Below are 26,328 nucleotides of genomic sequence, written 5' to 3' on the forward strand. Positions count from 1 at the left end.
AGAAAAGAGAGTGTTAATCTAACGATTAGCACTCTTTTTTATTTTACAAGCGGTTAATTTTTTGCAAAATTTTACAGAAAAATTACCGCTTGCAAAAAAATTACCGCTTCCCAAAAAATTCAAGTAGAATTAATCCATTTAACAAACACAACATCAAAAATTTGGAGAAGATTATGCCTATTTTACGTTCTGCGACTTCTACTCAAGGTCGTAATATGGCGGGGGCTCGTGCTTTATGGCGTGCCACCGGAATGAAAGAAGGGGATTTCGGCAAGCCGATTATTGCGGTGGTAAACTCGTTTACTCAGTTTGTGCCGGGGCACGTTCACCTCAAAGATATGGGGCAATTAGTGGCTGCGGAAATCGAAAAAGCCGGTGGTGTGGCGAAAGAATTTAACACCATTGCGGTGGATGATGGTATCGCAATGGGGCACGGTGGTATGCTTTATTCGTTGCCAAGCCGTGATTTAATTGCCGACAGCGTGGAATATATGGTAAACGCTCACTGTGCTGATGCGATGGTTTGTATTTCTAACTGCGACAAAATCACCCCGGGAATGTTAATGGCGGCAATGCGTTTGAATATTCCGACTATTTTCGTTTCAGGCGGACCAATGGAAGCAGGTAAAACCAAACTTTCCGATCAATTAATTCGTTTAGATTTAGTTGATGCAATGATCGAAAGTGCAGACCCAAATGTGTCTGACGAACGTATTGATGCGATTGAAAAACACGCTTGTCCTACCTGCGGTTCTTGTTCCGGAATGTTTACTGCAAACTCAATGAACTGCTTAACCGAAGCCTTAGGTTTAAGTTTGCCGGGCAACGGCTCAATGCTTGCTACCCACGCAGACCGCAAAGAATTATTCCTAAAAGCAGGGCGTGAAATTGTCGAACTTTGCCGTAAATATTACCAAGAAGATGACGAAAGCGTGCTACCACGTTCGATTGCAAGTTTTGATGCCTTTGAAAACGCAATGAGTTTAGATATTGCAATGGGCGGTTCAAGTAATACGGTGCTTCACTTATTAGCAGCAGCTCAAGAAGCCGGCGTGGATTTCAAAATGGCAGACATTGACCGTCTTTCTCGTGTGGTGCCGTGCTTAAGTAAAATCGCTCCAAACACCAATAAATACCATATGGAAGATGTGCACCGTGCAGGTGGTATTATGGGGTTATTGGGCGAGTTAGATCGTGCCGGTTTAATTCATCGCCACGTTAAAACCGTATTAGGATTGACGATTGAAGAGCAACTTAACCAATACGACATTATCCGCAACAAAGACGAAGAGTTACACAAATTCTTCCGTGCCGGACCGGCAGGTATCCGCACCACCAAAGCATTTTCGCAAGATTGCCGCTGGGATACCGTTGATGATGACCGTGAAAACGGTTGTATCCGCAACGTAGAAAATGCGGTAACTAAAGAAGGCGGTTTAGCCGTATTATTCGGTAACATTGCTGAAGATGGCTGTATTGTAAAAACCGCTGGCGTTGATGAATCCATTTGGAAATTCACCGGCGAAGCCATTGTGTTTGAAAGTCAAGAAGATGCGGTTGCCGGCATTCTAGGTGGCAAAGTGAAAGAAGGGCATATCGTGATTATTCGCTATGAAGGACCAAAAGGCGGACCGGGTATGCAAGAAATGCTTTATCCAACCAGCTACTTAAAATCAATGGGCTTAGGCAAAAAATGTGCCTTACTAACAGATGGACGATTCTCCGGTGGTACATCAGGCTTATCCATCGGACACGCTTCACCGGAAGCCGCTTCAGGCGGTGCAATTGCCTTAATTAACGATGGTGATACGGTTTCAATTGATATTCCAAACCGCTCAATCAATTTAATGATTTCAGACGAAGAGTTGGCGGAACGCCGTAAAGAGATGGAAGCTCGTGGCGACAAAGCGTGGCAACCTGTTAATCGCAAACGTGAAGTGTCATTTGCGTTAAAAGTGTTCGGGCATTTTGCCACCTCAGCGGATAAAGGTGCGGTGCGGGATAAATCGCTTTTAAAATAATTTAATACTCTGCATAACCTTACGTCAGGGCGTACAATGTACGCCCTGATTATTTCCAAAAATAGCACAGCTAATCTGCAAAAAATAATGCTTTTTGACCGCTTGTTATCTACTTATAAGAGATTTCTAACCTAATTTATGCAAAGATTTAACCATAATTAAGAAGATTTACAAATCTTTAAAAAAGTATTGTTGTATTTATATCGTGAAGGTGTACAATATATCTCCAGTTTTTCTAAACTATTACATTAGAGTATGATTAAAAGAAATATAATTCTGTCAAGCAAGCAAGCAAGCAAGCAAGCAAGCAAGCAAGCAAGCAAGCAAGCAAGCAAGCAAGCAAGCAAGCAAGCAAGCAAGCAAATAATTGTACCTAAAATTTATCAATTCACTTGTAGCAGTAATAAAACGCTATAGGTGGATTTTTTTATTTGGAGACTTTAATAAATGAACAAAATCTACAAAGTTCTTTGGAACTGTGCTACTCAAACTTGGGTAGTAACCTCAGAAATCGGCAAGGCTCATAAAAAAACGAAAAGCCAAGTTGATAAAGTGAAATCGCCATCATTAATCGCATTAGCGGCAGTGGGTGGAGTGTTGCTTGGTTCGCAGGCAATGGCGGCTACGGCAATTTCTTATAACCCAGGGTCCAGAAATGTAACTAGTGTTTATGATGGCAGGGATGCCACTGCTAGCAATACTTATGCTGTTGCAGCAAAAACAGGTTCTATTGCACTTGGTGATGCAAACTCTACAGGAGCAAGTATTGTTGATGGAAATATTACTTGTGCCACAATGGCTGCTTCTGTTGCTATTGGTATGGGGGCTAAGGCAGTTGCAACAGCTCCGGCAGGTGATCAAAGTGGTAAAAGTTTAAATAGTTATTCTCAAGCAGTCGCGATTGGTCGTTCTGCTTGGGCAAAAGGAGATCAATCTGTTGCATTAGGTGCAGACACCCGTGCATTAGGGCATTCATCTATTGCCATTGGTGGTGATGACTTAGACTCTGTTGCAGGTGTAACATATAGAGGTGGGGAGCACGCTTGGGCTAATGTACCATATACAGGCATTAATACATCTACTATTGCCACCAAATTTAATACTTTAACCGGTGAGCATTTGGTTGATCTAGATAAAAGCTGGATAGGAAGAACACCGAATGATACTAGCCGAGCGATACAATACACAGGAACTAATGCAAGCCAAGCTGCGGTAGCTATCGGGGTTTCAGCTGTAGCTAAAGATTTAGCAACTTCATTTGGTACTCGTACTTATGCAACGACTATTGCAACAGCACTAGGTGTAGGTGCAAAAGCGGAAAAGGAAAACTCAGTTGCACTAGGGGCTGGTTCAACAACTAAACAGGATGCTACTGTAGAAAACACTGCAACAGTAAATGGTGTAACGTATAGTGGCTTTGCCGGTTCTAAAACAATCTCAGCTGGAGACCAAGTTTCGGTAGGTTCTGCAAACTATGAACGCCAAATCAAACACGTTGCGGCAGGTGCAATTAACCAAAATTCTACTGACGCAATCAACGGTTCACAGCTATACCAAATCGTACAACAAGGTGCGTGGGAAGTTCAAACAGGCAGCAAGAAATTATCAGATGTAAATTGGGGTGATAAAGTAAACTTTACCTCTAAAGATGGTTCTGTAACGATCAATGGTACTAACGAAGATGGCAATAAAACTACTACTATTGATCTATCTGTTAAATCAGCAGCAGGTGCAAACTATGAATTTAAGGATGGGGGCAACACTAAAGCAGTTACAAAACCTAATGGTAATAAGACCGATGTACAAATTAATGTAACAGGCTTACCTGTTCAGTACACGACTAAAGATGGTAAACCTGTTGTTAAAGTAGGCGATAAATGGTTTGTAGTAGGTGCTGACGGTAATCCGACCACTCAACAGGTACAAGCGGGTGATTTAGTCATAAATGTTACAAATCCGGCTGCAACACCTAATACTATTGGTGCTCCAGGAGCGATCACTAATGTAGTAAGTGGTTTAACGAATAATCCAAATAATATTATCAATCTAAATAACCAGGCTGTTCATAATAACACAGTAGCAACCGTAGGCGATCTACGTAATATGGGTTGGATTGTTTCTGCTTCAAACAATAATTACACAAATACCGTGAAAAATGCTAATGAAGTGAAATTCATCGGTGAAAACGGCGTAACTGTAACAGGTGCAACAGCAGGCGATGTGCGTAACATCACTGTTAAAGGCACGCTGTTTGAAACTAAACCTAATGAAAAAGGTGATGGTTATACTATTACTATTACTAAACCCGATGGTAAAAAAGAGACGATTGAAGTTAAGAATGGCAAAGATGGTGTATCTCCAACAGCTAAAGTAGAGAAAGTAGGTGATACAGCCACCATAACAATTACAGATGCTAATGGTAAGACTACTACCACTACTATTAAGGATGGTCCAGCGGGTCCACAAGGTCCAGCGGGTCCAGCAGGTAAAGATGGTGAAGCAGGTCCACAAGGTCCTAAGGGAGAAAATGGAAAAGACGGCAAATCGGTGGTAGCGGAGAAACAAGATGACGGCAGTGTGAAAGTCAGCGAAGTTGATCCTGTAACCAAAGAGAAAACAGAAGTTGCAACGATTACTAACGGTAAAGACGGCAAATCAGTGGTTGCGGAGAAACAGAATGACGGTAGTGTGAAAGTCAGCGAAGTTGATCCTGTAACCAAAGAGAAGACGGAAGTTGCAACGATTACTAACGGTAAAGACGGTAAATCAGTGGTTGCGGAGAAACAGAATGACGGCAGTGTGAAAGTCAGCGAAGTTGATCCTGTAACCAAAGAGAAGACGGAAGTTGCAACGATTACTAACGGTAAAGACGGCAAATCAGTGGTTGCGGAGAAACAGAATGACGGCAGTGTGAAAGTCAGCGAAGTTGATCCTGTAACCAAAGAGAAGACGGAAGTTGCAACGATTACTAACGGTAAAGACGGCAAATCGGTGGTAGCGGAGAAACAAGATGACGGCAGTGTGAAAGTCAGCGAAGTTGATCCTGTAACCAAAGAGAAGACGGAAGTTGCAACGATTACTAACGGTAAAGATGGTAAGGATGGCAAAGACGGCAAATCGGTGGTAGCGGAGAAACAAGATGACGGCAGTGTGAAAGTCAGCGAAGTTGATCCTGTAACCAAAGAAAAGACGGAAGTTGCAACGATTACTAATGGTAAAGACGGTAAAGATGGCGTTAGTTCTTGGAATATTGCAGAGAACGGCAAGCCAAAAGATGTTGTGAATAACAATGACACAGTAAGTTTTGTTGATGGTAAAGGTACAACAGCTGTTGTTGAAAATACCGCAGAAACCTTAACAAATGTTACTTTCAATGTTGATAATGGTGATATCACCAATAACACAGATGGTTCTGTAACTGGTCCTGTAACCAATGCTAACCAAACACTTGAAGATGCAAATAAAGCACTTGAAGATGCGAAGAAAGCATTAGCAGAATTACCTGCAAATGCTACACAAGCAGATAAAGATGCAGCACAACAAGCGGTTGAAAATGCACAAAATGTTGCAAATGAAGCTCAAAAAGCAGCAGATAAAGCAGGTAATAAAGTTGCAACAGCACAAAATGTAGCGGATGCAATCAACAAGTCTGGCTTTAACCTAACCACCTCTAACAACGGTGAGAATACTAGTGAAAACAACCTAGTTAATCCAGGTGATACCGTAACTATTGATGGTGGTAAGAATGTTACTGTTACTCAAACTAAAGATGCAAACGGTAATCCGATTGTTTCTGTAGCAACCAAAGACCAAGTAACTTTCGGTGAAAAAGCTGAACCAGGTAAAGATGGTAAACCGGGTAAAGACGGTGTTGATGGTTCTGTTGGTGTAAACGGTAAAGACGGCTCCGCTGTTGTATTAAACGGTAAAGACGGTTCTATCGGCTTGAATGGTAAAGACGGCAAAGACGGCTTAACCTTCAAAGCAGCTGACGGTGCACAAGGTGTTGATGGTACAGACGGTGAAAACGGTCTACCGGGTAAAGACGGTCAAACTCGAATCGTTTACCAGCCAACAAATCCGGATGGCACACCAAAAGGTAAACCGGAGCAAATTGCAACACTTAACGATGGTTTAATCTTCACAGGTAACAATGAAGAGCTTAACCGTCATAAGCTAAACACAGTAGTGAAAGTGGTTGGCGAAGGTGTTGATAAAGCAGCATCGGAAAACTTTAAGTCTGCAGCAGGTAACATCAACGTGAAAGCGAACGGAACTGATACCTTAGAAGTTCAATTAGCGAAAGTGATTGATTTAACCGAAGATGGCTCTGTAACAACAGGTGATACTACGGTAAACAACAATGGTTTAACCATTAAAAATGGTCCAAGTGTAACTAAAGCTGGCGTAGATGCAGGTGATAAGAAAGTAACCAATGTAGCAGATGGTGAAATCTCAAGCACAAGCAAAGATGCAGTAAACGGTAGTCAGTTATACAATGTTATCCAAAACACGGGCTGGGATTTAACGGTTGATGGTAATGTTGCAGAAAACACTGGATCAACTCGCGTAGCTAACAATGGTAAAGCGACTATTAAAGGTGGCAAAAACATCGTTGTTTCGCGTAAAGACTCTGTGGTTGAAGTGGCAACTTCAAATAACCCTGAATTTAATACAGTGAAAGTAGGCAACACAACGCTTAGCTCAAAAGTAGCACAAGATGGTGTAAATGAGCTGAATGTTGCCGGTAACAACGGTGCTCCAACGCGTATTACCAATGTTGCACCAGGTGTGAAAGGCACAGATGCAGTAAATGTGAATCAGTTGAAAGGTGAAGTTAATAACATCAATAACAAGATTAACCGTAACCAGAGAGAGTCTCGTGCAGGTATTGCAGGTGCAGCGGCGATTGCGGGCTTACCTGAAATCCACTTAGCGGGTAAATCAATGGTTGCTGCTGCAGCAAGTACCTATAAAGGTCAGAATGCAGTTGCTGTAGGTTACTCACGCTTATCTGATAATAGTAAGGTTAAACTGAAACTTTCAGGTAGTGCCGATACTCAAGGTGATTTCATTGGTACTGTAGGTGTTGGCTACGCTTGGTAATCTGTGAAATAAATAAGGTTGCTAATATAGCAACCTTATAAAACTATAATTTAAAGGGCTGAATTGGTTATCCAATTCAGCCCTTTTTTATACTAGATTATAATATTAGGATTATTACTTCTTCTGTTTAAGAAAATGTACCGTACAAGCTGCAATCAATAATACAGCTGCCGCTCCTAAATAGAGTTCATTCTTTTTCCAGCCGGCATCTAATAAAACACCGGCAAGTGTTGGTGAAACAATTGAACCTAAGCGACCTACACCAATAGCAGTGCCTACACCTGTACTGCGAAAATCCGGTGCGTAAAGCGTTGGGTTGATAGTGTATAAACCTGTAATGCAGCCATTAATTAATCCACCAACAAGAATTGCTAAGGCAATGGCTAAGCCTAAAGTGCTTGAGAACACGAAAGCAATGACAGCACTTGCAGCAAGAATACTAAATAGCTGTAAAATATTTTTTGCAGCCCAGCGGCTAACTAAGAAACCGAAAATTAATGAACCGATTGTTCCGCCCACTGAAATTGCCATACCAACCGTTTGGCTTTGGGTTTTAGGCATTCCGGCTTCTTCTAACAAGGCTGGTGTCCACGAGCTGATGAAATAGAATGAGGCTGAAATTGCAATAAAGGCAACCCAAATTAATAAGGTATTGCGACGATATTCAGGTTCAAAAAGGCGTGCGATAGCAACCTTTTGTTTACCTTTCGCTTCAACTTCCGGTAATTCCCAATTCCCACCTAAGCCTAATTTTACCGCAATTTGGTTTAAACGCTCTTTGGCATTTTTAGGTCTTTTAGAAATTAAAAATTCGACGGATTCAGGTAAAACAAAAAAGAGTAAAAGGAATACTGCACCGGTTAAGATTGCACCCACTAAAAATACCGCTCTCCAGCCATATTCACCTTGTAACAATACGGCGGACATTCCCCCCAGCATCGCCCCAATACCAAAGCCGGAAGCATAAATGGCAATTGCCAATCCACGCCATTTTTGGCTGGCATATTCACTGACTAATACGTTTGTACCCGTTAAAATAGAGGCAACGCCTAAACCTGTGATGATGCGATATAAGCCAATCTCAAAAGCGGAAGAGGCGATATAGGTGAGTAGCATACCCAATGTAGCTAAGCCTGTTCCGATTAAAAGGAGTGGGCGACGACCAAATTTATCTGCAAGCGGTGAAAGGAATAACGAACCGATTGCCATACCAAATAAACCTGCACTCATTAGTGTACCGATAGTTGCACCATCTAAATTTAATTCTTCTCGGATACTTTTAGCGGTAAAGGCGAGTGCCATTAAGTCAAAGCCATCAAGTAAGTTAAGTAAGACTGTTAGCCCAACGACTAACCATTGAAATGAAGTCATTTTATTATGAGCAATTTGATCACGAATATCCATAAGTGGTTCTCCAAAAATAATGTGTAAAGCTATTGTTATAGCTTGAACTATATGGACTTAAAGAAAATTAATCAAACGCAAAATTTACATAAAATTTATGAAAGATTTTCATAATAAGGTTTTAATGGAGGAAGGGAAAGTGAAAATAAAGCTGAAAGCTTTCCCCTCTTGATAAAAGAAGGGGGGAAGGAGAGTTGATAACGGTTTTATTTCTTCTCAGCTTGTTCAGCTGCTCTTTTGCGTCTAATTTCTTTCGGATCAGCAATCAGAGGACGGTAGATTTCAATTCTATCGCCATCTTCTACTGTTTCATTGAGTTTGGCAGGGCGGCTGAAAATACCGACTTTATTTTCTCGTAAGTCGATTTCAGTGTATTTTTCTAACACGCCTGAGAGCAGAATAATATTTTGAATAGTGGTAGTTTGCGGCACTTGTAGCTTTTTGAGGAAATATTTATCCGGATAGGCATAAAGCACCTCTACGTTAATCTCTTGTATTTCCTGCTCTGTTTGACGTTGTTCAGACACCATAGACCTCTTTTGCACGTTGTTTAAACGCATTCACCATTTTTAACGTAAGTTCGTTGAATACCTTGCCGAAAACTAATGCCACAATCGGGCTTGAAAATTCAAAATTAAGTTCAAGTGAAATTTTACAGCTCTGTTCATCGAATGGAGTGAATGTCCAAAAACCGTGTAAATGGCGAAAAGGACCTTCCACTAAAGTCATCTCAATTTTATAGGGTGGGCTCATTTTATTATGAGTGCTAAACGTTTGGCTAATCCCCAATTTTTGAATATGGAGCTCAGCAGTTAATTCATTTTCCCCTGTGCTTAAGGTTTTTGTACTCACACAGCCTGATAAAAACTCAGGATATCTCTCATAATTATTTACAAGCCGGTACATTTGTTCAGCACTGTAAGGCACAAGGGCAGATTGATTAACAATTGGCATAATATCTCTTTTTTGAATTAACAAGCGGTCATATTTTACAGGAAATTTGCAAGTCTATAAAGAAACGCTTTTGACTTGAAGATAAACCTCTTGCCCTTCTTTAAGCGAAAGCTCATCAAAAGACCACAGGCTTATCGTACTCCAAACAGTTTGATTTTCGACAAGAACAGCCACATCAACCCGATCTAAATGGTTTTCGATTTTCTGTATATCACCTTTTAATATATTGCGGATTGAACTTTGCATTGGTTTTTGTAAGCTGATAGAAACATCTTTACTCGCAATGGTAACACGCAAATTTTCGCCTATTTGATGACGAGGAAGTTGATGAATCCAAAGGCGTTGCTCATTTAGCCCTAGTCCAAGCATATTATATCTTGGTTGCTGCTCTTTTATCGGTAACTCAAGTAAACTAATGCGTTGATTGTTTGGTTGCCAATCGGCAAAAGCCGGGCTATGCCACACATTAACAACGCTATCAAATGCCATCACTTTGCCATTATTAAGTAAAAGGAGCTGATCAGCAAGGCGAACGATTTCTTCTAAACTATGGCTAACATAGAGAATGGGTATGTTAAGCTGAATAGCTAATTTATCTAAATAATCTAATAGCTCTTGTTTGCGTGGAAGGTCAAGAGCAGATAAAGGCTCATCCATCAATAAAATATCGGGCGAACTTAATAATGCACGCCCAATTGCCACTCGTTGTTTCTCTCCACCAGAAAGGCTGGCAGGGTAGCGATCTAACAAATGAGAAATGCCTAAAAGCTCCACAATTTGCAAAAAATCGAAAGAATTTGACCGCTTGTAGCCATATTTCAGATTTTTCTCCACCGAATAATGAGGGAATAGGCGATTCTCTTGGAATACATAGCCAATATTGCGTTTTTCAGGCGGAAGATTGATTCCTTTTTCGCTATTAAATAGCACTCGTCCGTTTAATTCAATCCGTCCAGATTGAGCAGTAGAAAGCCCTGCAATTAAATTAATCAGGCTTGATTTACCCTCCCCCGAACGCCCGAAAATAGCGGTAATACCTTGAGCAGGAATCTCTAAATTGACATTCAAATCAAGATTGCCGAGTTGCTGAATAAGGTTAAGTTTTAGCATAACGTTTCTGCCTTTCAGCTAACCATTCCGAACAGAATAGGGCGATCAGTGAAATCGCAATCGCCACCAAACATAAGCGGGCAGCAGCCATTTCGCCATTTGGCGTTTCAATAAAAGTAAACAGGGCAGCCGGAATGGTTTGGGTTTGATTTGGAATGTTGGATACAAAAGTAATGGTTGCCCCAAACTCACCTAATGAGCGAGCAAAACCGAGTACACTCCCGGCAATAATACCTGAAAATGCAAGGGGTAAATTTAAGGTAAAAAAGACTTTTAATGGGCTTGCCCCTAATGTGCGTGCAGCTTGTTCGAGTTTGGGATCAACCGAATCAAATGCCAAACGGATTGAGCGAACCATTAGTGGAAATGCCATTACCATTGAGGCAAGTACCGCACCTTTCCACGAAAAACTGAAACTAAACTGAAACCATTCCCACAAATATTGCCCGATTACCCCACGTTTCGCCATAGAGATTAACAGCAAATAGCCGATTACTACCGGCGGTAAAACCAACGGTAAATGAACAATACCGTTTAAAATGCTTTTGCCCCAAAATTGTTTACGAGAAAGCACCCAAGCCACCCACACGGCAAGTGGTAAAGCAAGTACCACCGCAATGAAGGCAACTTTTAGGCTGAGAACAATCGCATTTAGTTCTTGTGAGGTAAAATCAAACATCACTCAATCGGTTTAAATCCAGCCGCTTCAAATCGAGCTTTGGCTTCCGGTGTTTGTAGAAAATCTAAAAATTTTACGGCAGATTGTTTTTCACTCACCACTGCGGCAGGGTAAACAATTTCGCCATAGCTTTCCTGTGGAAATACGGCAAGCACTTTGACTTTATCAGACACTTTTGCATCGGTGGAATAGACAATCCCTAATGGTGATTCACCACGTTCAACAAAAGAAAGTGCATCTCGTACGTTTTTTGCACGAGCTAATTTGGGCTCAACGGTTTCCCATAAATTATAGTAGGTTAAGGCTTTTTGAGCATATCTTCCAGCAGGAACGTGGGATGGGTCGCCCACAGATAAATAACTATTTGTTAATTCTTTGGCAAAATCGACCGCTTGTATGCTTTCTGCTTGGATTTTGCTCTCGTTTGGGGCAATTAAAACCAGTTCATTTTTAATGAGATTGATCCGCTGCTTAATTTTAGCTGGTTGTTTTTCTACAAGATAATTCAGCCATTGTTGGTCGGCAGAAATAAAGAGATCGGCAGGAGCATCTTGCTCAATTTGTTTGGCTAATGCAGAAGAAGATGCAAATGAAAATATGATCTTATCTTCCGGATATTTTTGTTCAAAATCTTGCCCGATTTCTTGCAGCACATTATTCATTGACGCGGCAGCAAAAACAGTAAGATTTTCTGCAAATGCCATATTAAGTGTTAATGCAAAAACAGTGCTGATAGATAATTGATTTAACATTTTCATCTTGATTACCTAAGAACGTAGCCCAATTCCTCGCTGAATTAACGAATAAGCTACAATATATAGCCCTAAACATAATGAAATTAACACCCCAAAGGTGTAAATCAATGCTACATCACTAATACCTAAAAAACCATATCTTAAGCCGTTGATCATATACACAATAGGGTTAAATTTTGACACTGTTTGCCAAAACTCTGGCAGAAGCGAGATAGAATAAAACACACCACCTAAATAAGTGAGTGGTGTAAGCACAAAGGTAGGAATTAATCCTACATCATCAAAGGACTTCGCAAAAACGGCATTAATCAAACCGCCTAATGCAAAGGCAACAATGGTTAAAAATAGCGTTAGTACAATGATAGCAAAGGAATGAATATCAAAGCTCACAAATATCATTGCAACTAACATTACCAAAAGAGCTGCCAAGCCGGCTCGTAAAATACTACCTAATAAATAGCCCCAAATAATGTTATGAGTGGAAAGGGGAGAAATCAGTAATTCTTCAAAATCACGGGTAAATTTGCTTAAGAAGAAAGACGAAGCGGTATTCACATAAGAGGCAGTAATTGCCGTCATCATAATCAAGCCGGGAGCAATAAATTCCATATAACCCACGCCATTCATCTCGCCAATGCGTCCACCGATTAATTTTCCAAAAATTAAAAAGTAGAGGGTAGTGGTAATTACAGGCGGCACAAGAGTTTGTCGCCAAATTCTCAGAATACGACGGCACTCTTTGCACGCTAAAGTATAAAATCCGATAAAATTCATTTTATTGAGCCATATTAATAAAGAGTTCTTCCAAGCGGTTAGATTTATTTCGCATACTTAATACTTCCGCACCTTGAGCCGCGATTTGTGAAAAGAGATTTGTTAGCCCTTGCTGACGTTTCACATTGACTTCAAGGGTGTTTTCATCGATCCATTTATGCGGATAATCTTGAATGGCAAGCGGTTGATTTTGAATAGAATTTTGCAAATCCAACACAAACACCTCGCTTTCTAATTTCGCAAGCAAGGCTTTCATTGATGTGTTTTCAATCAATTCACCATTTTGAATAATGCCAATATGGCGGCATAACATTTCAGCTTCTTCTAAATAGTGGGTAGTTAGAATAATCGTTGTGCCTTGATTATTTAGATCTCGTAAGAAATCCCATAATGAGCGGCGGAGTTCAATATCCACCCCTGCGGTGGGTTCGTCTAAAATCAATAGTTTGGGATTGTGCATTAAGGCTCTGGCGATCATCACACGGCGTTTCATTCCGCCGGAAAGCTCACGAGTAAGATGTGTGCGTTTTTCCCATAAATCGAGCTGTTTTAACCATTTTTCGGCACGAATAAGAGCCTCTTTGCGTGGAATACCGTAAAAACCGGCTTGTTGTACCAGCACATCAATGACCTTTTCAAACTGATTAAAATTAAATTCTTGTGGTACAAGCCCGATTTGGTGTTTTAATTCCACTTTTTGTGTATCTAAATCGTAGCCAAACACTTTTACGCTACCACTTGTTTTATTTACAAGGGAGCTAATAATACCAATAGTGGTGGATTTTCCTGCACCGTTATGCCCAAGTAGAGCGTAGAAATCCCCTTGCTCTACCACAAGGTTGATCCCTTTTACCGCTTTAACACCGGTCGGGTAGGTTTTCACAAGATCAATTAATTCTAATGCTTTCATCTATTTACTCACTCTGTGCAACCGCTCGAATGGTCGATTCATCAATTTGTGCATCGAAGGCGTTGCGAAGTAACATTAATTTTTCATCGTTCAGCAAAGCAGATTTTGCTGCTTCGGTGAGTTGTTTGAAAATGGCTCGACGAATTTCCAGCGGCGTTTGTTTATCAGCATTGTCGCCGATAGATAAATCATAGCTATAGCCTTTTTCAGCCAATGCCACTTCTAAATTTTTACGAGATTCCACATTATCTAAATGTGCCATATTGGGCTTTAACACCAACGAAAGATGGTTGTCTGCGTGTTTATCTAAGTAGCTGTTTAAGGCAATTTGGCGTGAAAAACCGCCTAAATTAAGCGAATTAGCAATCTCACACCATCTATCTTGTTGACAAGATAAATCAATGGTTTTTGCCACTAGTTCTGGTGTACGTTCTTGCAAAATAGCTTGCTTAATATCCGACGGTTTGGCACTGTCTGCTTGGTTTTCTAATTCAGGGTTGAGCCAAGTCCAACGGTAATCTTCATCGTCTATGCTTTTAGGCGTGTTTTCTGCTTTTGAAACGGATTGATGTGCCGTTTGCTGTTGATTTTCTGCAAACTGGATAAATCGTTCTTGTAATGAAGCGGTCGAATTTTCCGATTTTTTTGCAATAAATTGAGGCGTTTTTAACTCAGGCTTTTTTTTTTCGGCTTGAGTTAAATCAGCTTGCTGTTGCTGTAATTTTTTGCGGGCTTCAAGTGCAGCCATTGCCGGAGAAAACGTAGTGGTATTTTCTTCTTTAGGCATTATAGGAGCTACAGTTGGTGCTTGTGTCGTTTGTGAAGCCACTACCGATTTTTGCTGATTTTTCTCTAAGGTTTCTCTTAGTTGAGCAATTTGATTTTGTGGCTTCGGCAGAGTATTTGTAACCACATTAGTTTGCGGAACGGCAGATACCGTTGGAATGACCATAGTTGCCATTCTTTCCGCCTGTTTCGGGTGGAAAGCTAATGCACGCAGTATCGCCATTTCTACACCGGCACGTTGTTCGGGTGCAAAAGGTAGCTCTTTTTTGCTGTTAAGGATAAGTTGATAGAAAAACTGCACATCTTCAGGTGGCATCTGTTTTGCCAGAAAATGAATGAGCGTTTCTTCTGCGGTGGTAGTTTTGACTAATTGTAACATCGCAATTTTGTGCAATGTTTCTGCAATATCACTCAGCAATTGCTGCCAATCCACCCCTTTAGAGGCAATTTGTTCAATGATTGCCATTGCTTTTTCGCCATCAGCTTGGGCGATTGCTTGCACTAATTCTAATGGCTGATTGTCATCAATGAGCCCCAACATTTGGCTTACCGCATCAAGAGTAATATTGGCATTACTCATTGCGATAGCTTGATCAGTGAGACTGAGTGAATCACGAATACTACCCTGTGCCGCTTTTGCTAGTTTTTCAATAGCAATAGTTTCATAAGGAATACTTTCTGCGTTGAGAATAAATTCTAGGTGTTTAGCAATTTGCGATTGCTCTAATGCACGCAAATGGAATTGCATACAGCGAGAAAGAATAGTGATCGGCAGCTTTTGTGGATCGGTAGTCGCCAATAAGAATTTAACGTACTCAGGCGGCTCTTCAAGGGTTTTAAGTAACGCATTAAAGCTGTGGCGAGAGAGCATATGCACTTCGTCGATCAGATAAACCTTAAAACGCCCAACAGTGGGTTTGTATTGTACGTTATCCAGTAGTTCACGAGTATCTTCTACTTTGGTGCGAGAGGCTGCATCGATCTCAATCAGATCGATAAAATGCCCTTCTTCGATTGCCTTGCAGTTGGCACATTCTCCACAAGGGTCAGCAGTAATGCCATTTTCGCAGTTTAGCCCTTTTGCAAAAAGGCGAGCAATGGAGGTTTTTCCTACGCCTCGGGTGCCTGAAAACAGATAGGCGTGATGAAGCCTATCTTCTCTTAAACTGTTTTCAAGAGCAGATAAAACGTGTTGTTGTCCAACGACTTCCGAAAAGCGTTGTGGTCTCCATTTACGGGCTAAAACTTGATAACTCATTGATTTCTTTCACAGAATATTTTTACAAGCGGTTATTTTTTCTAAATTTTTTGCAAAATGTCTGCGTTTTAACATCAACTTTGCTGACAAAACAAAATGCGAACATAGTGAGTAAATTTTTAGTAAAAAGCGACCGCTTGTAATAGATTAATGGCCTTCAAAGCTCACTAAACTGAAGGATTTAACTCCTTCTTTTTCTAAACGCTCTTTGCCACCTAATTCCGGTAACCAAATTACAAATGCGGCGTGTTCCACTTTGCCACCTAAACGGCGAATCAATTTAGCTGTTGCATCAATAGTACCACCAGTGGCTAATAAATCATCGATCATTAACACATAGTCATTAGCGTTGATAGCATCTTTGTGGATTTCTAGCGTATCTTCACCATATTCAAGAGTATAAGATTGAGAAATTACTTCACGTGGTAATTTTTTGGGTTTACGAACTAGCACAAAAGGCACACCAAGTGCTAGGGCAACAGGGGCTCCGAAAATAAAACCACGAGATTCCGTGCCGACAATTTTAGTAATGCCTTTGTCTTTAAATTCAGCCACAATAGCATCAATGGTTGCTTGGAATGCGGTTGGTACCTCTAAAAGTGAAGTAATATCACGAAAAATGATCCCTGCTTTAGGGTAGTCAGGAATAGATTTGATAGAAGATTTGATTAAATCTAATTGGTTCATTATTTGACCTATATGTAATTTGAAAATAACTGGAAAACTCTATAGAAAAATGAGGGAAATTTCAAGGAAATTAGTCAATTTAATCATAAACATTTCGCAGGTTTCGGCAATCCTGCAATTTTTGTAGCTTGTTTTGCAGGTCCGTCGGGGAATAAACGTTGCAAATAACGGCTATTGCCTTTTTCTTCGCCAAATTTTTGTGCCATTGCTTTGACTAACATTCTAATTGCAGGAGAGGTTTTATATTCTTGGTAAAACTCTCGCACTAAGTAGATGATTTCCCAATGTTCAGCAGTTAATGTAATTTGTTCTTTTTCTGCGATTTTTTCAGCAAGTTGTTCAGACCAATCATTTAGGTTTTTCAAATAACCTGCATCGTCAGTTGGGTATTGGATATTATTCAGTTCTATAGACATAAAATAAAAATGCCACATAAAGTGGCATTCCTCTTATATTTTAATATTAATCATCACTACCTAATACACCAAAGATTTGTAAGAAACTTACAAATAGGTTATAGATAGAAACATATAAATCAACAGTTGCACGAATGTAATTTGTTTCGCCACCGTGAATAATATTGCTAGTTGCAAGTAAAATCGCACCGCTTGAGAAGATAACAAATAAGCTGCTTAACGCTAAACCTAGCGCTGGAATCGCTAAGAAAATATTAGCGATAATGCCGACTAATAGTACCACAAATAATGCTACCATCATTCCACTTAAGAAACTCATATCTTTTTTTGTGGTTAAGACGTAAGCTGAGCAAGCGAAGAAAACTAATGCCGTTGCACCGAATGCAAGGGCAACAATATCGCCTAAACCGGCACCGATGTAACGGTTAAGAATTGGCCCTAAGGTATAACCTAAGAAGCCTGTTAACGCAAATACGCTTAAGATACCCGTACTGCTATTTGAGGTGGCATTTGTTAAGAATAGTAAGCCATAAAAGCCGATTAATAAGCCCCACCAAGGCATTGCCGGTGCGTTCATTTGCATTGCAACAAAAGCAACAACAGCTGAGAAAGTCAGTGTCATTGCCAATAACATATAGGTATTGCGAAGCACTTTGTGAGTGCTAATCAGTGATTCAGATGTTGAGTAACTATGAGCTAAACGATTTTCCATAAAAATTCCTTCTGTTTTTGTTTTTAAATCGGAAAAACCGACGGATTGATATGTATGGATAAATTCCCATAAATCAAGTCTTAAATTAGCGGTAATTTATTGTAAAGTCAATGCGATTTTGTAACAGGGGAGTAAAAAAAATAATTTAGTTATGTTACACTTAACGCAATTCTACTGCTTGTTCCTTTAGTTTTGTTATGAAGCTTAATTTCCCAACTTTTTTAACTTTATTTCGTGTCGGAATGATACCACTTTTTATTGTGGCGTTTTATCTGCCGACTAAATATGCTCCAGAAATTGCTACCTTAATATTTTTCATTGCTTCTATTACTGATGCGTTTGATGGCTATTTAGCCCGTAAATGGAATCAAACCACTAGACTTGGAGCATTTTTAGACCCTGTCGCAGATAAAGTACTGGTTGCTGTTGCTTTTGTTTGTGTGGCGGAGCATTACCATACTTGGTGGGTTACCATTCCAATCTGTATTATGATTGCCAGAGAGATTATTATTTCTGCTTTGCGTGAATGGATGGCAGAGCTTGGCGAGAGAGCAAGCGTTGCCGTTTCAATTTGGGGAAAAGTTAAAACAACTGCTCAAATGTTAGCCTTGGGCGGAATGATTTGGCGACAAAGTGAAGCAATGGAAATTTTAGCCTTTATTCTACTTTATATTGCGGCAGGTTTAACTATTTGGTCGATGTTGCAATATTTGAATGCTTCCAAAGGCAGCTTGTTGAAGTCGTAAGCGGTCTATTTTTATTATTTTTTTGCAATTGTGAGGCTATTTTGCAATTGCATATTCTGAATTTCATCACGCATAATGTCCGAATTTGATTCCAAATCTTTTCTTGTTGATGTTCCTCATCAGCCCGGTGTTTATCGTATGTACGATGGCAAAGGAAAGATTATCTATGTTGGTAAAGCCAAAGATCTAAAAAAGCGTTTATCGAGCTATTTCCGTGCGAATTTACCTAATCGTAAAACCGAGGCATTGGTGTCGAATATTGCCCATATTGAGACAACGCTAACCCATTCCGAAACAGAAGCCCTACTGTTAGAACACAACTATATTAAAGAAAATCAACCTAAATATAATGTGCTTCTGCGTGATGACAAAGCCTATCCTTATATTTTACTCACTAAACATCAACATCCGCGTGTGGGGAGCTTTCGAGGCAGTAAAAAAATCAGTGGTGAATATTTTGGACCTTACCCTAATGCCACGGCAGTGCGGGAAACGCTCTACTTGTTGCAAAAAATTTTCCCTGTCCGACAGTGTGAAGACAGCTATTATAAAAACCGCTCCCGCCCTTGTTTACAATATCAGATCGGACGTTGTCTTGCCCCTTGTGTGGAAGGTTATTGCACGCAAGAAGAATACGATAATCAAGTGAAATTGGTTCGATTGTTTTTACAGGGTAAAGATCATCAAGTGGTAGAATATCTGATTGGTAAGATGGAAAGTGCGGCTGAAAATCTGGAATTTGAAACGGCGGCACGTTATCGAGATCAAATCCAACTCGTGCGTGAAGTAATGGAAAAACAGTCGATCTCAACTGATCGTCAGGACGATCTGGATTTTATTTCGATTGCTTACCAATATGGTATTGCTTGCGTGCATATTTTGTTTGTACGACAAGGCAAGGTATTAGGCAATCGAAGCTATTTTCCAAAAGTGCCAAATCATACCGATCTTGCTGAATTAAGTGATACCTTCATCGGGCAGTTTTATTTGCAGATGAACCAGCATCGCACAATTCCCAATCAGATCATTATCGATCAAACAGTGAGTGAAAAAGAAGCCTTAGAAACCGTACTATCTGAACAAGCCGGGCATAAAGTTACCATTTTAAATAAAGTACGAGGTGAAAAAAGTCGCTACCTCGCTCTTGCTCAAACCAATGCAATTGCTGCTCTGAATGTTCAATTAAAGCAAGACGAACGTATTCACACTCGCTACGAAGCTTTACAAGCGGTGCTAAATCTCGAAAAAATTGCAAGAATGGAGTGCTTTGACATCAGCCACACAATGGGTGATCAAACAGTCGCTTCTTGTGTAGTGTTTGATGAAAACGGCATTTTGAAATCGGATTATCGCCGTTTTAATATTGAAGGCATTACGCCCGGTGATGATTATGCCGCAATGGAGCAAGCTCTTCTGAAGCGTTATGACCGACCACTTCCACCGGAAAAAATTCCTGATATTATTTTTATCGACGGAGGCAAAGGGCAGCTTAATCGAGCGTTAGATACTTTTTCCAGGCTGAAGGTGGAGTGGGATATATCTAAACCGCTCTTAATTGGTGTTGCAAAAGGTGTAGAACGTAAAGCAGGGCTAGAAACCTTGATTATCAGCAAATGGGATAAAGAGATCAACTTACCGCCCGATAGCCCTGCTTTGCATTTAATTCAGCATATTCGAGACGAAGCACATAACTACGCTATCAATGCACATCGAAAAAAACGCCAAAAAGCCTTTACTGAAAGTGGGTTAGAAAGCATTGAGGGCGTTGGAGCTAAACGTCGCCAAGCTTTATTAAAATATCTAGGCGGAATGCAAGGTGTGAAAAATGCCACGCTTGAAGAAATTCAAAGCGTGCCGGGTATTTCTAAAGCTTTAGCGGAAGTTGTTTTCGATACTTTGAGAAATAGTTAATTAAACAAGCGGTCATTTTTGTTGAAAAATTTACTCGTTATGCTTGCAGCTCGTATCATCAGTAGCACTGATGTTAAAACGTAAGTGTTTTTGCAAAAATGTCCGAAAAAACAACCGCTTGTTATATTGCAAATTGAAATGAAAAATAAGCAAACGTTTGCGTAATCGTTTGCTTATTTGGCGGGAAATCCGTATAATTCGCCCCTAATTTTTTATTTCTTTCAATCTTATTTTGAGGCATTTATGCAAAAAATTCTTTACCCTGTTGATTCTAAACCGCCATTCGGTCTAACGCTTCTTCTTGCGGCACAACATTTGTTGGCGGCACTTGGTGGTATTATTGCCGTGCCGTTAGTCATTGGCAATGTGCTAAATTTACCTGCATCGGATATTATCGTGCTGGTTAATGCAGCGTTATTGGTGTCGGGTATTGTAACGATTATTCAATGTCAAGGCATCGGACCTATCGGTTTACGTTTACCAAGTGTGATGGGAACGAGTTTTACTTTCGTAGCGGCAGCACTGGCTATCGGTTTTAGTGAGCACGGAGTAGCAGGGATTATGGGGGCATCGTTAGTTGGTTCTCTAGTAATGATTATCGGCAGCTTTTTTATGCCTTATGTGCGTAAACTTTTTCCACCTGTGGTAACCGGTGTTGTTGTAATGATGATCGGTTTAAGTTTAATTCCTGTGGCGGTGGACTGGTTTGCAGGCGGTCAAAGAGGTGATGCACATTATGCCGATCCTGCTAATCTTGCAATGGCGACTTTTGTGCTGGTTCTGGTTGTGATTTTAGTACAATGGGGCAAAGGCATTTTTTCAGCAGCTGCAATTGTGATTGGTATGATAGTAGGCTATGTAGTGGCTTTAGCTTTAGGTTGGATAAACTTTGATAACGTGAAATCAGCCGATGTGGTAGCTATTCCACAGCCATTGCATTTTGGTCTTGCTTTCCCGATTTCAGGTATTATTGGGATGAGCATCGCTTATTTAGTAACCATTGTGGAATCAAGCGGTAACTTTTTAGCGTTAGGAAATGCGACACAAACCGAAATTACAGGTAAACATTTACGTGGGGGCGTGTTGTGTGATGGACTAGGCTCAGCATTTGCAGCAATTATGTCTACCACGCCATTTTCATCATTCGCCCAAAATATCGGTGTGATTTCTTTAACCGGTGTTGCAAGCCGCTATGTTGTAACTGTGATGGGGTGCTTATTGGTATTAGCCGGTATCTTCCCTTGGTTTGGAGCCTTGATTGTGTCTATTCCAACCCCGGTTTTAGGTGGAGCTGGCTTAATGATGTTTGCGATGATTATTGCAGCAGGTATCCAAATGTTAGACAAAGTAGAACGTTCAAAACGTAACGGGTTAATTATTGCGATTTCAATCGGTTGTGGCTTAGCTGTTACTACTCGCCCGGAGTTATTAGATAAACTCCCTTCGTTTGTAAAAGAAGTATTTGGGTCGGGCATTACTGTTGGCTCACTATTTGCACTCATTTTGAATTTAATTCTACCAAAAGATGAAAATAAAGAATTAGAAAATGAATAGTGATTGATTTAATCGGTAAATCTTACTTGAAATTTCATTGATTAATCACTATCTTAGCAAAAGCTGTACGCCTTAACTCGTAATCAGTTGGGGCGTTTCTTTTTTATTTAGATGTTTAAGGACAAATTTATGAGTAATGTTATTCACACAACAGATGCAACATTTGAACAAGATGTTTTAAAATCAGATGTGCCTGTATTGTTAGACTTTTGGGCACCGTGGTGTGGTCCTTGCCGTATGATCGGACCTGTGCTTGACGAGTTATCGGTTGATGCACAATTTGAAGGCAAAGTAAAAATTGCAAAAATGAACGTAGATGAAAATCCAAATGTAGCGGCACAATTTGGTGTACGTAGCATTCCATTTTTACTTTTATTTAAAAACGGCGAGGTTGTTGCACAACAAGTTGGTGCTCTTCCACACGCACAAATGGCTGAATTTATTAAACAAGCGTTATAATTAAATTAAAGCAAAAATAGGGCGAATTTGTCGCCCTCTTTTTTTGTGATTTGAATATTGCTTGCACAAGGGTAAATCTGCAAAAAAATAGCAAAAAAAGACCGCTTGTTTTATCAGATAAGCCTAGTCAAATGATGACTAAATAGGTACAATCTTTAAATTGCGTTTTAAATTTTAAAGTGCGATTCGATTTTATTTTTGGAGATATTTATGTCGTGGAATGAATCAGGTAATCAGCAAGACCCTTGGGGGAAGCCGGGGCAGAGAAGATCTGAGCCAAAGCCTGAACAGCAAGAACAAGATCAAGGGCAAGGTCCTGCTCAAGGCTCACAACAAGGACCAACCAATAATCAACGAAACGAACAGCAACCACCTGATTTAGAAGAAGTTTTCAGTAGTCTATTGAAAAAAATGGGCGGTGGAAAATCGCCTAATAATGGTTCTAGCAATCCAAATAGTATCGGATTTGGCAAATTTCTACCTGTTGTTTTAGGACTTGCCGCTGTGGTGTGGGCAGGTTCAGGATTTTATACTGTACAAGAGGCTGAGCGAGGTGTCGTTACCCGTTTAGGTAAACTTGATAATATCGTTATGCCGGGCTTGAATTGGAAGCCAACTTTTATTGATTCTGTAACTAGAGTGAACGTAGAACGTGTTTCTGAGTTAAATACGAGCGGTTCAATGCTTACTCAAGATGAAAATATGGTTCAAGTTGAGATGACGGTTCAGTATCGTGTAGAAGATCCTGCTAAATATCTGTTTAGTGTGAGCAATCCTGATGAAAGTTTAAAGCAAGCCACAGACAGTGCGTTACGTTATGTGATTGGTCATATGACAATGGACGAAATTCTAACCACAGGTCGAGCAACAGTGCGTGAAAGAACGTGGACGACTTTGCGTGAGATCATCAAAACCTATGATATGGGCTTGTTGGTAACGGATGTGAACTTCCAATACGCTCGTCCGCCTGAAGATGTAAAAGCAGCATTTGATGATGCGATTAAAGCACAAGAAGATGAGCAGCGTTTAATTCGTGAGGCGGAAGCTTATGCAAGAGGGGAAGAGCCGATTGCACGCGGTCAAGCACAGCGTACGATTGAACAAGCAGAAGCCTATAAAGAAGCTGTTGTGTTAAATGCAAAAGGGGAAGTTGAACGTTTAAGCCAATTATTACCTGAATATAAGGCTTCGCCAGCGCTGACTCGTGAGCGTTTATATATTCAAACGATGGAAAAGGTGATGAAAAACACACCTAAAGTTGTGATGGATTCATCAGGTAATAATTTAAATGTATTACCTTTTGATAAGTTAATGAATAATTCATCAGCTCCTAAATTTGAACAACAAAAAATTGAGCAGCAAGTCGCACCGGTACAAACACAAGTTGCACCGCCACCGGTTGTTCAACCAAGAATACAGGTTCAGCCACAATCAGCAGAGCAGCAAATAGACCAAACTCGTAAAGGGAGATTTTAATAATGCGTAAATTATTATTACCTGTACTGGCTGTGGTAGCATTTGTTGTACTGCAATCAGTAACCATTGTGAACGAAGGCGAGCGTGGCATTATGTTACGTTTTAATAAAGTTCATCGTGATAGCGATCAAAAAGTGGTGGTTTACCAACCGGGTATTCATTTCAAAATGCCATTTATTGATAGCTTGAAAGTGTTAGATGCCCGTATTCAAACGCTAGATGGTCAAGAAGACCGCTTTGTAACGGTGGAGAAAAAAGACCTCTTGGTAGATTCCTATGTGAAATGGCGAATTAGTGATTTTGGTCAATTCTACACCTCAACAGGTGGCGATTATCAGAAAGCAGCTGATTTATTACGTCGTAAAGTCAGCGACCGTCTGCGTTCTGAAATTGGTTCTCGTACTATTAAAGATATTGTATCAGGCTCTCGTGGTGAATTAATGGCAGGAGCTCAAAAAGCATTAAATACCGGTGAAGATGGCACAGAACGTTTAGGTATGGAAGTTGTTGATGTGCGTGTTAAACAGATCAACTTACCGAATGAGGTTTCTGCTTCTATTTACCAACGTATGCGTGCAGAGCGTGATGCGGTTGCTCGTGAACACCGTTCACAAGGTAATGAGAAAGCAGAAATTATACGTGCTGAAGTAGATAAAAAAGTAACTTTAATTTTGGCAAATGCTAATAAAACGGCTCAAACATTACGAGGCGAAGGCGATGCTCAAGCGGCAAAACTCTATTCAGAGGCGTTTGGTAATGAGCCGGAATTTTATAGCTTTATTCGAAGTTTAAAAGCGTATGAAGATAGCTTTGCTGAAGGGCAGAATAATATGATGTTATTGAAGCCAAATAGTGAGTTTTTACGCTTTATGCAAGCTCCTACAAAATAGTTGTATCTATAAAACCCGATCTAGTATCGGGTTTTGATTTTTTACCTATTTAGGCGATTACAAGCGGTTAATTTTAATAAAAATTTTGTAATTTTCTGCGATAAATTGACCGCTTGCAATATACCGTTATAATAGGTTATCACTGTTCATTCTAATTTAAAGAGGCATTTTCTATGGGTAAAAGTGTTGCGATTCTCGGGGCTCAGTGGGGCGATGAGGGCAAAGGCAAAATTGTTGATTTATTAACAGATCGTGTGAAGTATGTGGTGCGTTACCAAGGCGGTCATAACGCAGGGCATACGCTAATCATTAATGGTGAGAAAACCGTTCTTCGTCTTATTCCATCTGGTATTTTACGCGATAACGTAACTTGCTTAATCGGTAACGGTGTGGTGCTTTCGCCGGAAGCGTTAATGAAAGAGATGGGTGAATTAGAAGAGCGTGGCATTAATGTGCGTGAGCGTTTAAAAATCTCAGAGGCTTGCCCGTTAATTTTACCTTACCACGTTGCGATGGATCACGCTCGTGAATCGGCACTTGGTAAAAACAAAATTGGTACAACCGGGCGTGGTATCGGTCCGGCTTATGAAGACAAAGTTGCCCGTCGTGGTTTGCGTGTAAGTGATTTGTTTGATAAAGAACATTTCGCAGAAAAATTAAAGGATATTTTAGATTACTACAACTTCCAATTGGTGAACTATTACAAAGTAGAAGCGGTAGATTACCAAAAAACTTTAGATGATGTTTTTGCGATTGCCGATGTAATCACTGGAATGGTGGCAGACGTAACAACTTTACTCCACGAAGCTCGTAAAAATGGAGATAACATCTTATTTGAAGGTGCTCAGGGCACAATGTTAGATATCGACCACGGTACTTACCCATTCGTAACCAGCTCAAATACTACCGCAGGTGGTGTTGCAACAGGTTCTGGCTACGGACCTCGTAACTTAGATTATGTGTTAGGAATCATCAAAGCCTACTGTACACGTGTAGGAAGTGGTCCATTCACTACCGAATTATTTGATGAAGTAGGAGCAGAAATCGCTCGCAAAGGTAACGAATTCGGTGCAGTAACAGGTCGCCCACGTCGCTGTGGTTGGTTTGATGCTGTAGCAGTTCGCCGTGCAGTACAAATTAACTCTATTTCTGGTTTTTGTATGACAAAACTTGACGTATTAGATGGTTTCAAAGAGTTAAAAATCTGTACAGCATATAAAATGCCAGACGGCAGAATTGTGGAATATGCACCACTTGCAGCAAAAGACTGGGAAGGTGTTGAACCAATTTACGAAACAATGCCGGGCTGGTCAGAAAACACCTTCCGTGTAACTAAACGTGAAGAGCTACCGCAAGCTGCATTAGATTACATCAAACGTATCGAAGAATTGGTCGGCGTACCGGTGGATATCCTCTCAACAGGTCCGGATCGTGTAGAAACGATGATTCTAAGAGATCCGTTTGCAGCATAATTTTTGTAATGCTTGAGTACTAAAACCATTTAGTTGTAAAAAACTAAATGGTTTTTTTAGTGTGTAAAAAAGTCATAAAAATAAACCGGCTTGTATAGTATTATCTAACAAGCGGTCAAAAACGGTCAATTTTTTGCAGAATATGCTACTTTTTATTTTGGTATTGTCAATTCGGGATTATAAGTCAATGATTGTAAGCCTTTGATAAATAAGGTATAAACAGTTTCTTACCTAAATCAAAAGATCAC

The 26,328-nt window shown here is 40.2% G+C and carries 22 protein-coding genes; 10 read left to right on the forward strand and 12 right to left on the reverse strand.

Annotation, left to right across the window (positions count from 1 at the left end; translation table 11 throughout):
- The first annotated feature begins 173 nt into the window (after positions 1 to 173).
- The 3 genes from ilvD (at position 174) to X781_RS11790 (ending at position 7,127) form a co-directional block, all read left to right on the forward strand.
- Positions 174 to 2,021, forward strand: coding sequence for a dihydroxy-acid dehydratase (gene ilvD / locus X781_RS03850; RefSeq protein WP_025235654.1), 1,848 nt, complete (start codon positions 174 to 176; stop codon positions 2,019 to 2,021).
- 255 nt (positions 2,022 to 2,276) lie between these two features.
- Entirely contained in the window at positions 2,277 to 2,438 is a 162-nt protein-coding gene (locus tag X781_RS12290; protein ID WP_158497206.1) for a hypothetical protein, read from the forward strand.
- 30 nt (positions 2,439 to 2,468) lie between these two features.
- The gene (locus tag X781_RS11790; RefSeq protein ID WP_025235655.1) at positions 2,469 to 7,127 is read left to right on the forward strand and encodes a YadA-like family protein; all 4,659 of its coding nucleotides are present in this window, start codon (positions 2,469 to 2,471) and stop codon (positions 7,125 to 7,127) included.
- Between the two features lie 114 nt (positions 7,128 to 7,241).
- On the opposite strand, the gene X781_RS03860 is transcribed toward X781_RS11790, so the two are convergent.
- The 12 genes from X781_RS03860 to X781_RS03915 form a co-directional block, all read right to left on the reverse strand.
- Positions 7,242 to 8,531, reverse strand: coding sequence for an MFS transporter (locus tag X781_RS03860; RefSeq protein WP_025235656.1), 1,290 nt, complete (start codon positions 8,529 to 8,531; stop codon positions 7,242 to 7,244).
- A gap of 206 nt (positions 8,532 to 8,737) precedes the next feature.
- Positions 8,738 to 9,061 (reverse strand): RnfH family protein, encoded by a 324-nt coding sequence (locus X781_RS03865; protein ID WP_051411624.1) that lies wholly within the window; start codon positions 9,059 to 9,061, stop codon positions 8,738 to 8,740.
- On the reverse strand, positions 9,051 to 9,485 hold the full coding sequence (locus X781_RS03870) for a type II toxin-antitoxin system RatA family toxin (RefSeq protein WP_025235658.1): 435 nt from the start codon (positions 9,483 to 9,485) through the stop codon (positions 9,051 to 9,053). Before X781_RS03870 ends, X781_RS03865 begins: the two co-directional genes overlap by 11 nt.
- Positions 9,486 to 9,539: 54 nt before the next feature.
- Positions 9,540 to 10,595, reverse strand: coding sequence for a molybdenum ABC transporter ATP-binding protein ModC (gene modC / locus X781_RS03875; protein ID WP_025235659.1), 1,056 nt, complete (start codon positions 10,593 to 10,595; stop codon positions 9,540 to 9,542).
- On the reverse strand, positions 10,582 to 11,274 hold the full coding sequence (gene modB / locus X781_RS03880) for a molybdate ABC transporter permease subunit (RefSeq protein ID WP_025235660.1): 693 nt from the start codon (positions 11,272 to 11,274) through the stop codon (positions 10,582 to 10,584). Before modB ends, modC begins: the two co-directional genes overlap by 14 nt.
- On the reverse strand, positions 11,274 to 12,032 hold the full coding sequence (modA, locus tag X781_RS03885; RefSeq protein ID WP_025235661.1) for a molybdate ABC transporter substrate-binding protein: 759 nt from the start codon (positions 12,030 to 12,032) through the stop codon (positions 11,274 to 11,276). The genes modB and modA overlap by 1 nt, the downstream gene beginning before the upstream one ends.
- Before the next feature lie 9 nt (positions 12,033 to 12,041).
- Positions 12,042 to 12,803, reverse strand: coding sequence for an ABC transporter permease (locus X781_RS03890; protein WP_025235662.1), 762 nt, complete (start codon positions 12,801 to 12,803; stop codon positions 12,042 to 12,044).
- 1 nt (position 12,804) lies between these two features.
- Positions 12,805 to 13,713, reverse strand: coding sequence for an ABC transporter ATP-binding protein (locus tag X781_RS03895; RefSeq protein ID WP_025235663.1), 909 nt, complete (start codon positions 13,711 to 13,713; stop codon positions 12,805 to 12,807).
- A 4-nt stretch (positions 13,714 to 13,717) separates the two neighbouring features.
- Positions 13,718 to 15,757 (reverse strand): DNA polymerase III subunit gamma/tau, encoded by a 2,040-nt coding sequence (gene dnaX, locus X781_RS03900; protein ID WP_025235664.1) that lies wholly within the window; start codon positions 15,755 to 15,757, stop codon positions 13,718 to 13,720.
- 147 nt (positions 15,758 to 15,904) lie between these two features.
- Positions 15,905 to 16,444, reverse strand: a complete 540-nt coding sequence (apt, locus tag X781_RS03905) for an adenine phosphoribosyltransferase (protein ID WP_025235665.1) — start codon at positions 16,442 to 16,444, stop codon at positions 15,905 to 15,907.
- An 83-nt stretch (positions 16,445 to 16,527) separates the two neighbouring features.
- The gene (locus X781_RS03910) at positions 16,528 to 16,878 is read right to left on the reverse strand and encodes a TusE/DsrC/DsvC family sulfur relay protein (RefSeq protein WP_025216984.1); all 351 of its coding nucleotides are present in this window, start codon (positions 16,876 to 16,878) and stop codon (positions 16,528 to 16,530) included.
- Positions 16,879 to 16,906: 28 nt separating this feature from the next.
- Positions 16,907 to 17,572 carry a Bax inhibitor-1 family protein gene (locus tag X781_RS03915; RefSeq protein WP_025216985.1) on the reverse strand — a complete coding sequence of 222 codons (666 nt, stop codon included), beginning with the start codon at positions 17,570 to 17,572 and terminating at the stop codon, positions 16,907 to 16,909.
- Between the two features lie 197 nt (positions 17,573 to 17,769).
- Between X781_RS03915 and pgsA the strand changes: the two genes are divergently transcribed.
- The 7 genes from pgsA (at position 17,770) to purA (ending at position 26,080) form a co-directional block, all read left to right on the forward strand.
- Complete coding sequence (gene pgsA, locus X781_RS03920) at positions 17,770 to 18,318, forward strand: CDP-diacylglycerol--glycerol-3-phosphate 3-phosphatidyltransferase (protein ID WP_025216986.1); 549 nt, start codon at positions 17,770 to 17,772, stop codon at positions 18,316 to 18,318.
- Positions 18,319 to 18,393: 75 nt separating this feature from the next.
- Positions 18,394 to 20,229: an excinuclease ABC subunit UvrC gene (gene uvrC / locus X781_RS03925; RefSeq protein ID WP_025235666.1), complete on the forward strand. Its 1,836-nt coding sequence runs from the start codon at positions 18,394 to 18,396 to the stop codon at positions 20,227 to 20,229.
- Between the two features lie 243 nt (positions 20,230 to 20,472).
- Entirely contained in the window at positions 20,473 to 21,783 is a 1,311-nt protein-coding gene (locus tag X781_RS03930; protein ID WP_025235667.1) for a nucleobase:cation symporter-2 family protein, read from the forward strand.
- A gap of 129 nt (positions 21,784 to 21,912) precedes the next feature.
- On the forward strand, positions 21,913 to 22,242 hold the full coding sequence (gene trxA / locus X781_RS03935; RefSeq protein WP_025235668.1) for a thioredoxin: 330 nt from the start codon (positions 21,913 to 21,915) through the stop codon (positions 22,240 to 22,242).
- A gap of 210 nt (positions 22,243 to 22,452) precedes the next feature.
- Positions 22,453 to 23,718 (forward strand): FtsH protease activity modulator HflK, encoded by a 1,266-nt coding sequence (gene hflK, locus X781_RS03940; RefSeq protein ID WP_025235669.1) that lies wholly within the window; start codon positions 22,453 to 22,455, stop codon positions 23,716 to 23,718.
- Positions 23,719 to 23,720: 2 nt separating this feature from the next.
- Complete coding sequence (gene hflC, locus X781_RS03945; protein WP_025235670.1) at positions 23,721 to 24,608, forward strand: protease modulator HflC; 888 nt, start codon at positions 23,721 to 23,723, stop codon at positions 24,606 to 24,608.
- 173 nt (positions 24,609 to 24,781) lie between these two features.
- Positions 24,782 to 26,080 (forward strand): adenylosuccinate synthase, encoded by a 1,299-nt coding sequence (purA, locus tag X781_RS03950; protein WP_025235671.1) that lies wholly within the window; start codon positions 24,782 to 24,784, stop codon positions 26,078 to 26,080.
- Positions 26,081 to 26,328 lie beyond the last annotated feature (248 nt).

It is taken from the genome of Mannheimia sp. USDA-ARS-USMARC-1261 (genome assembly GCF_000521605.1).
Classification (GTDB): Bacteria; Pseudomonadota; Gammaproteobacteria; order Enterobacterales; family Pasteurellaceae; genus Mannheimia; species Mannheimia indoligenes.

Coding starts and splice junctions, on each gene's coding strand:
- X781_RS12290 (WP_158497206.1), top strand. CDS start 2,277: ATGATTAAAAGAAATATAATTCTGTCAAGCAAGCAAGCAAGCAAGCAA.
- hflK (WP_025235669.1), top strand. CDS start 22,453: ATGTCGTGGAATGAATCAGGTAATCAGCAAGACCCTTGGGGGAAGCCG.
- X781_RS03895 (WP_025235663.1), bottom strand. CDS start 13,713: ATGAAAGCATTAGAATTAATTGATCTTGTGAAAACCTACCCGACCGGT.
- modB (WP_025235660.1), bottom strand. CDS start 11,274: ATGTTTGATTTTACCTCACAAGAACTAAATGCGATTGTTCTCAGCCTA.
- pgsA (WP_025216986.1), top strand. CDS start 17,770: ATGAAGCTTAATTTCCCAACTTTTTTAACTTTATTTCGTGTCGGAATG.
- X781_RS03870 (WP_025235658.1), bottom strand. CDS start 9,485: ATGCCAATTGTTAATCAATCTGCCCTTGTGCCTTACAGTGCTGAACAA.
- X781_RS03910 (WP_025216984.1), bottom strand. CDS start 16,878: ATGTGGCATTTTTATTTTATGTCTATAGAACTGAATAATATCCAATAC.
- uvrC (WP_025235666.1), top strand. CDS start 18,394: ATGTCCGAATTTGATTCCAAATCTTTTCTTGTTGATGTTCCTCATCAG.
- X781_RS11790 (WP_025235655.1), top strand. CDS start 2,469: ATGAACAAAATCTACAAAGTTCTTTGGAACTGTGCTACTCAAACTTGG.
- X781_RS03930 (WP_025235667.1), top strand. CDS start 20,473: ATGCAAAAAATTCTTTACCCTGTTGATTCTAAACCGCCATTCGGTCTA.
- purA (WP_025235671.1), top strand. CDS start 24,782: ATGGGTAAAAGTGTTGCGATTCTCGGGGCTCAGTGGGGCGATGAGGGC.
- X781_RS03860 (WP_025235656.1), bottom strand. CDS start 8,531: ATGGATATTCGTGATCAAATTGCTCATAATAAAATGACTTCATTTCAA.
- modC (WP_025235659.1), bottom strand. CDS start 10,595: ATGCTAAAACTTAACCTTATTCAGCAACTCGGCAATCTTGATTTGAAT.
- X781_RS03890 (WP_025235662.1), bottom strand. CDS start 12,803: ATGAATTTTATCGGATTTTATACTTTAGCGTGCAAAGAGTGCCGTCGT.
- ilvD (WP_025235654.1), top strand. CDS start 174: ATGCCTATTTTACGTTCTGCGACTTCTACTCAAGGTCGTAATATGGCG.
- hflC (WP_025235670.1), top strand. CDS start 23,721: ATGCGTAAATTATTATTACCTGTACTGGCTGTGGTAGCATTTGTTGTA.
- dnaX (WP_025235664.1), bottom strand. CDS start 15,757: ATGAGTTATCAAGTTTTAGCCCGTAAATGGAGACCACAACGCTTTTCG.
- modA (WP_025235661.1), bottom strand. CDS start 12,032: ATGAAAATGTTAAATCAATTATCTATCAGCACTGTTTTTGCATTAACA.
- X781_RS03865 (WP_051411624.1), bottom strand. CDS start 9,061: ATGGTGTCTGAACAACGTCAAACAGAGCAGGAAATACAAGAGATTAAC.
- apt (WP_025235665.1), bottom strand. CDS start 16,444: ATGAACCAATTAGATTTAATCAAATCTTCTATCAAATCTATTCCTGAC.
- X781_RS03915 (WP_025216985.1), bottom strand. CDS start 17,572: ATGGAAAATCGTTTAGCTCATAGTTACTCAACATCTGAATCACTGATT.
- trxA (WP_025235668.1), top strand. CDS start 21,913: ATGAGTAATGTTATTCACACAACAGATGCAACATTTGAACAAGATGTT.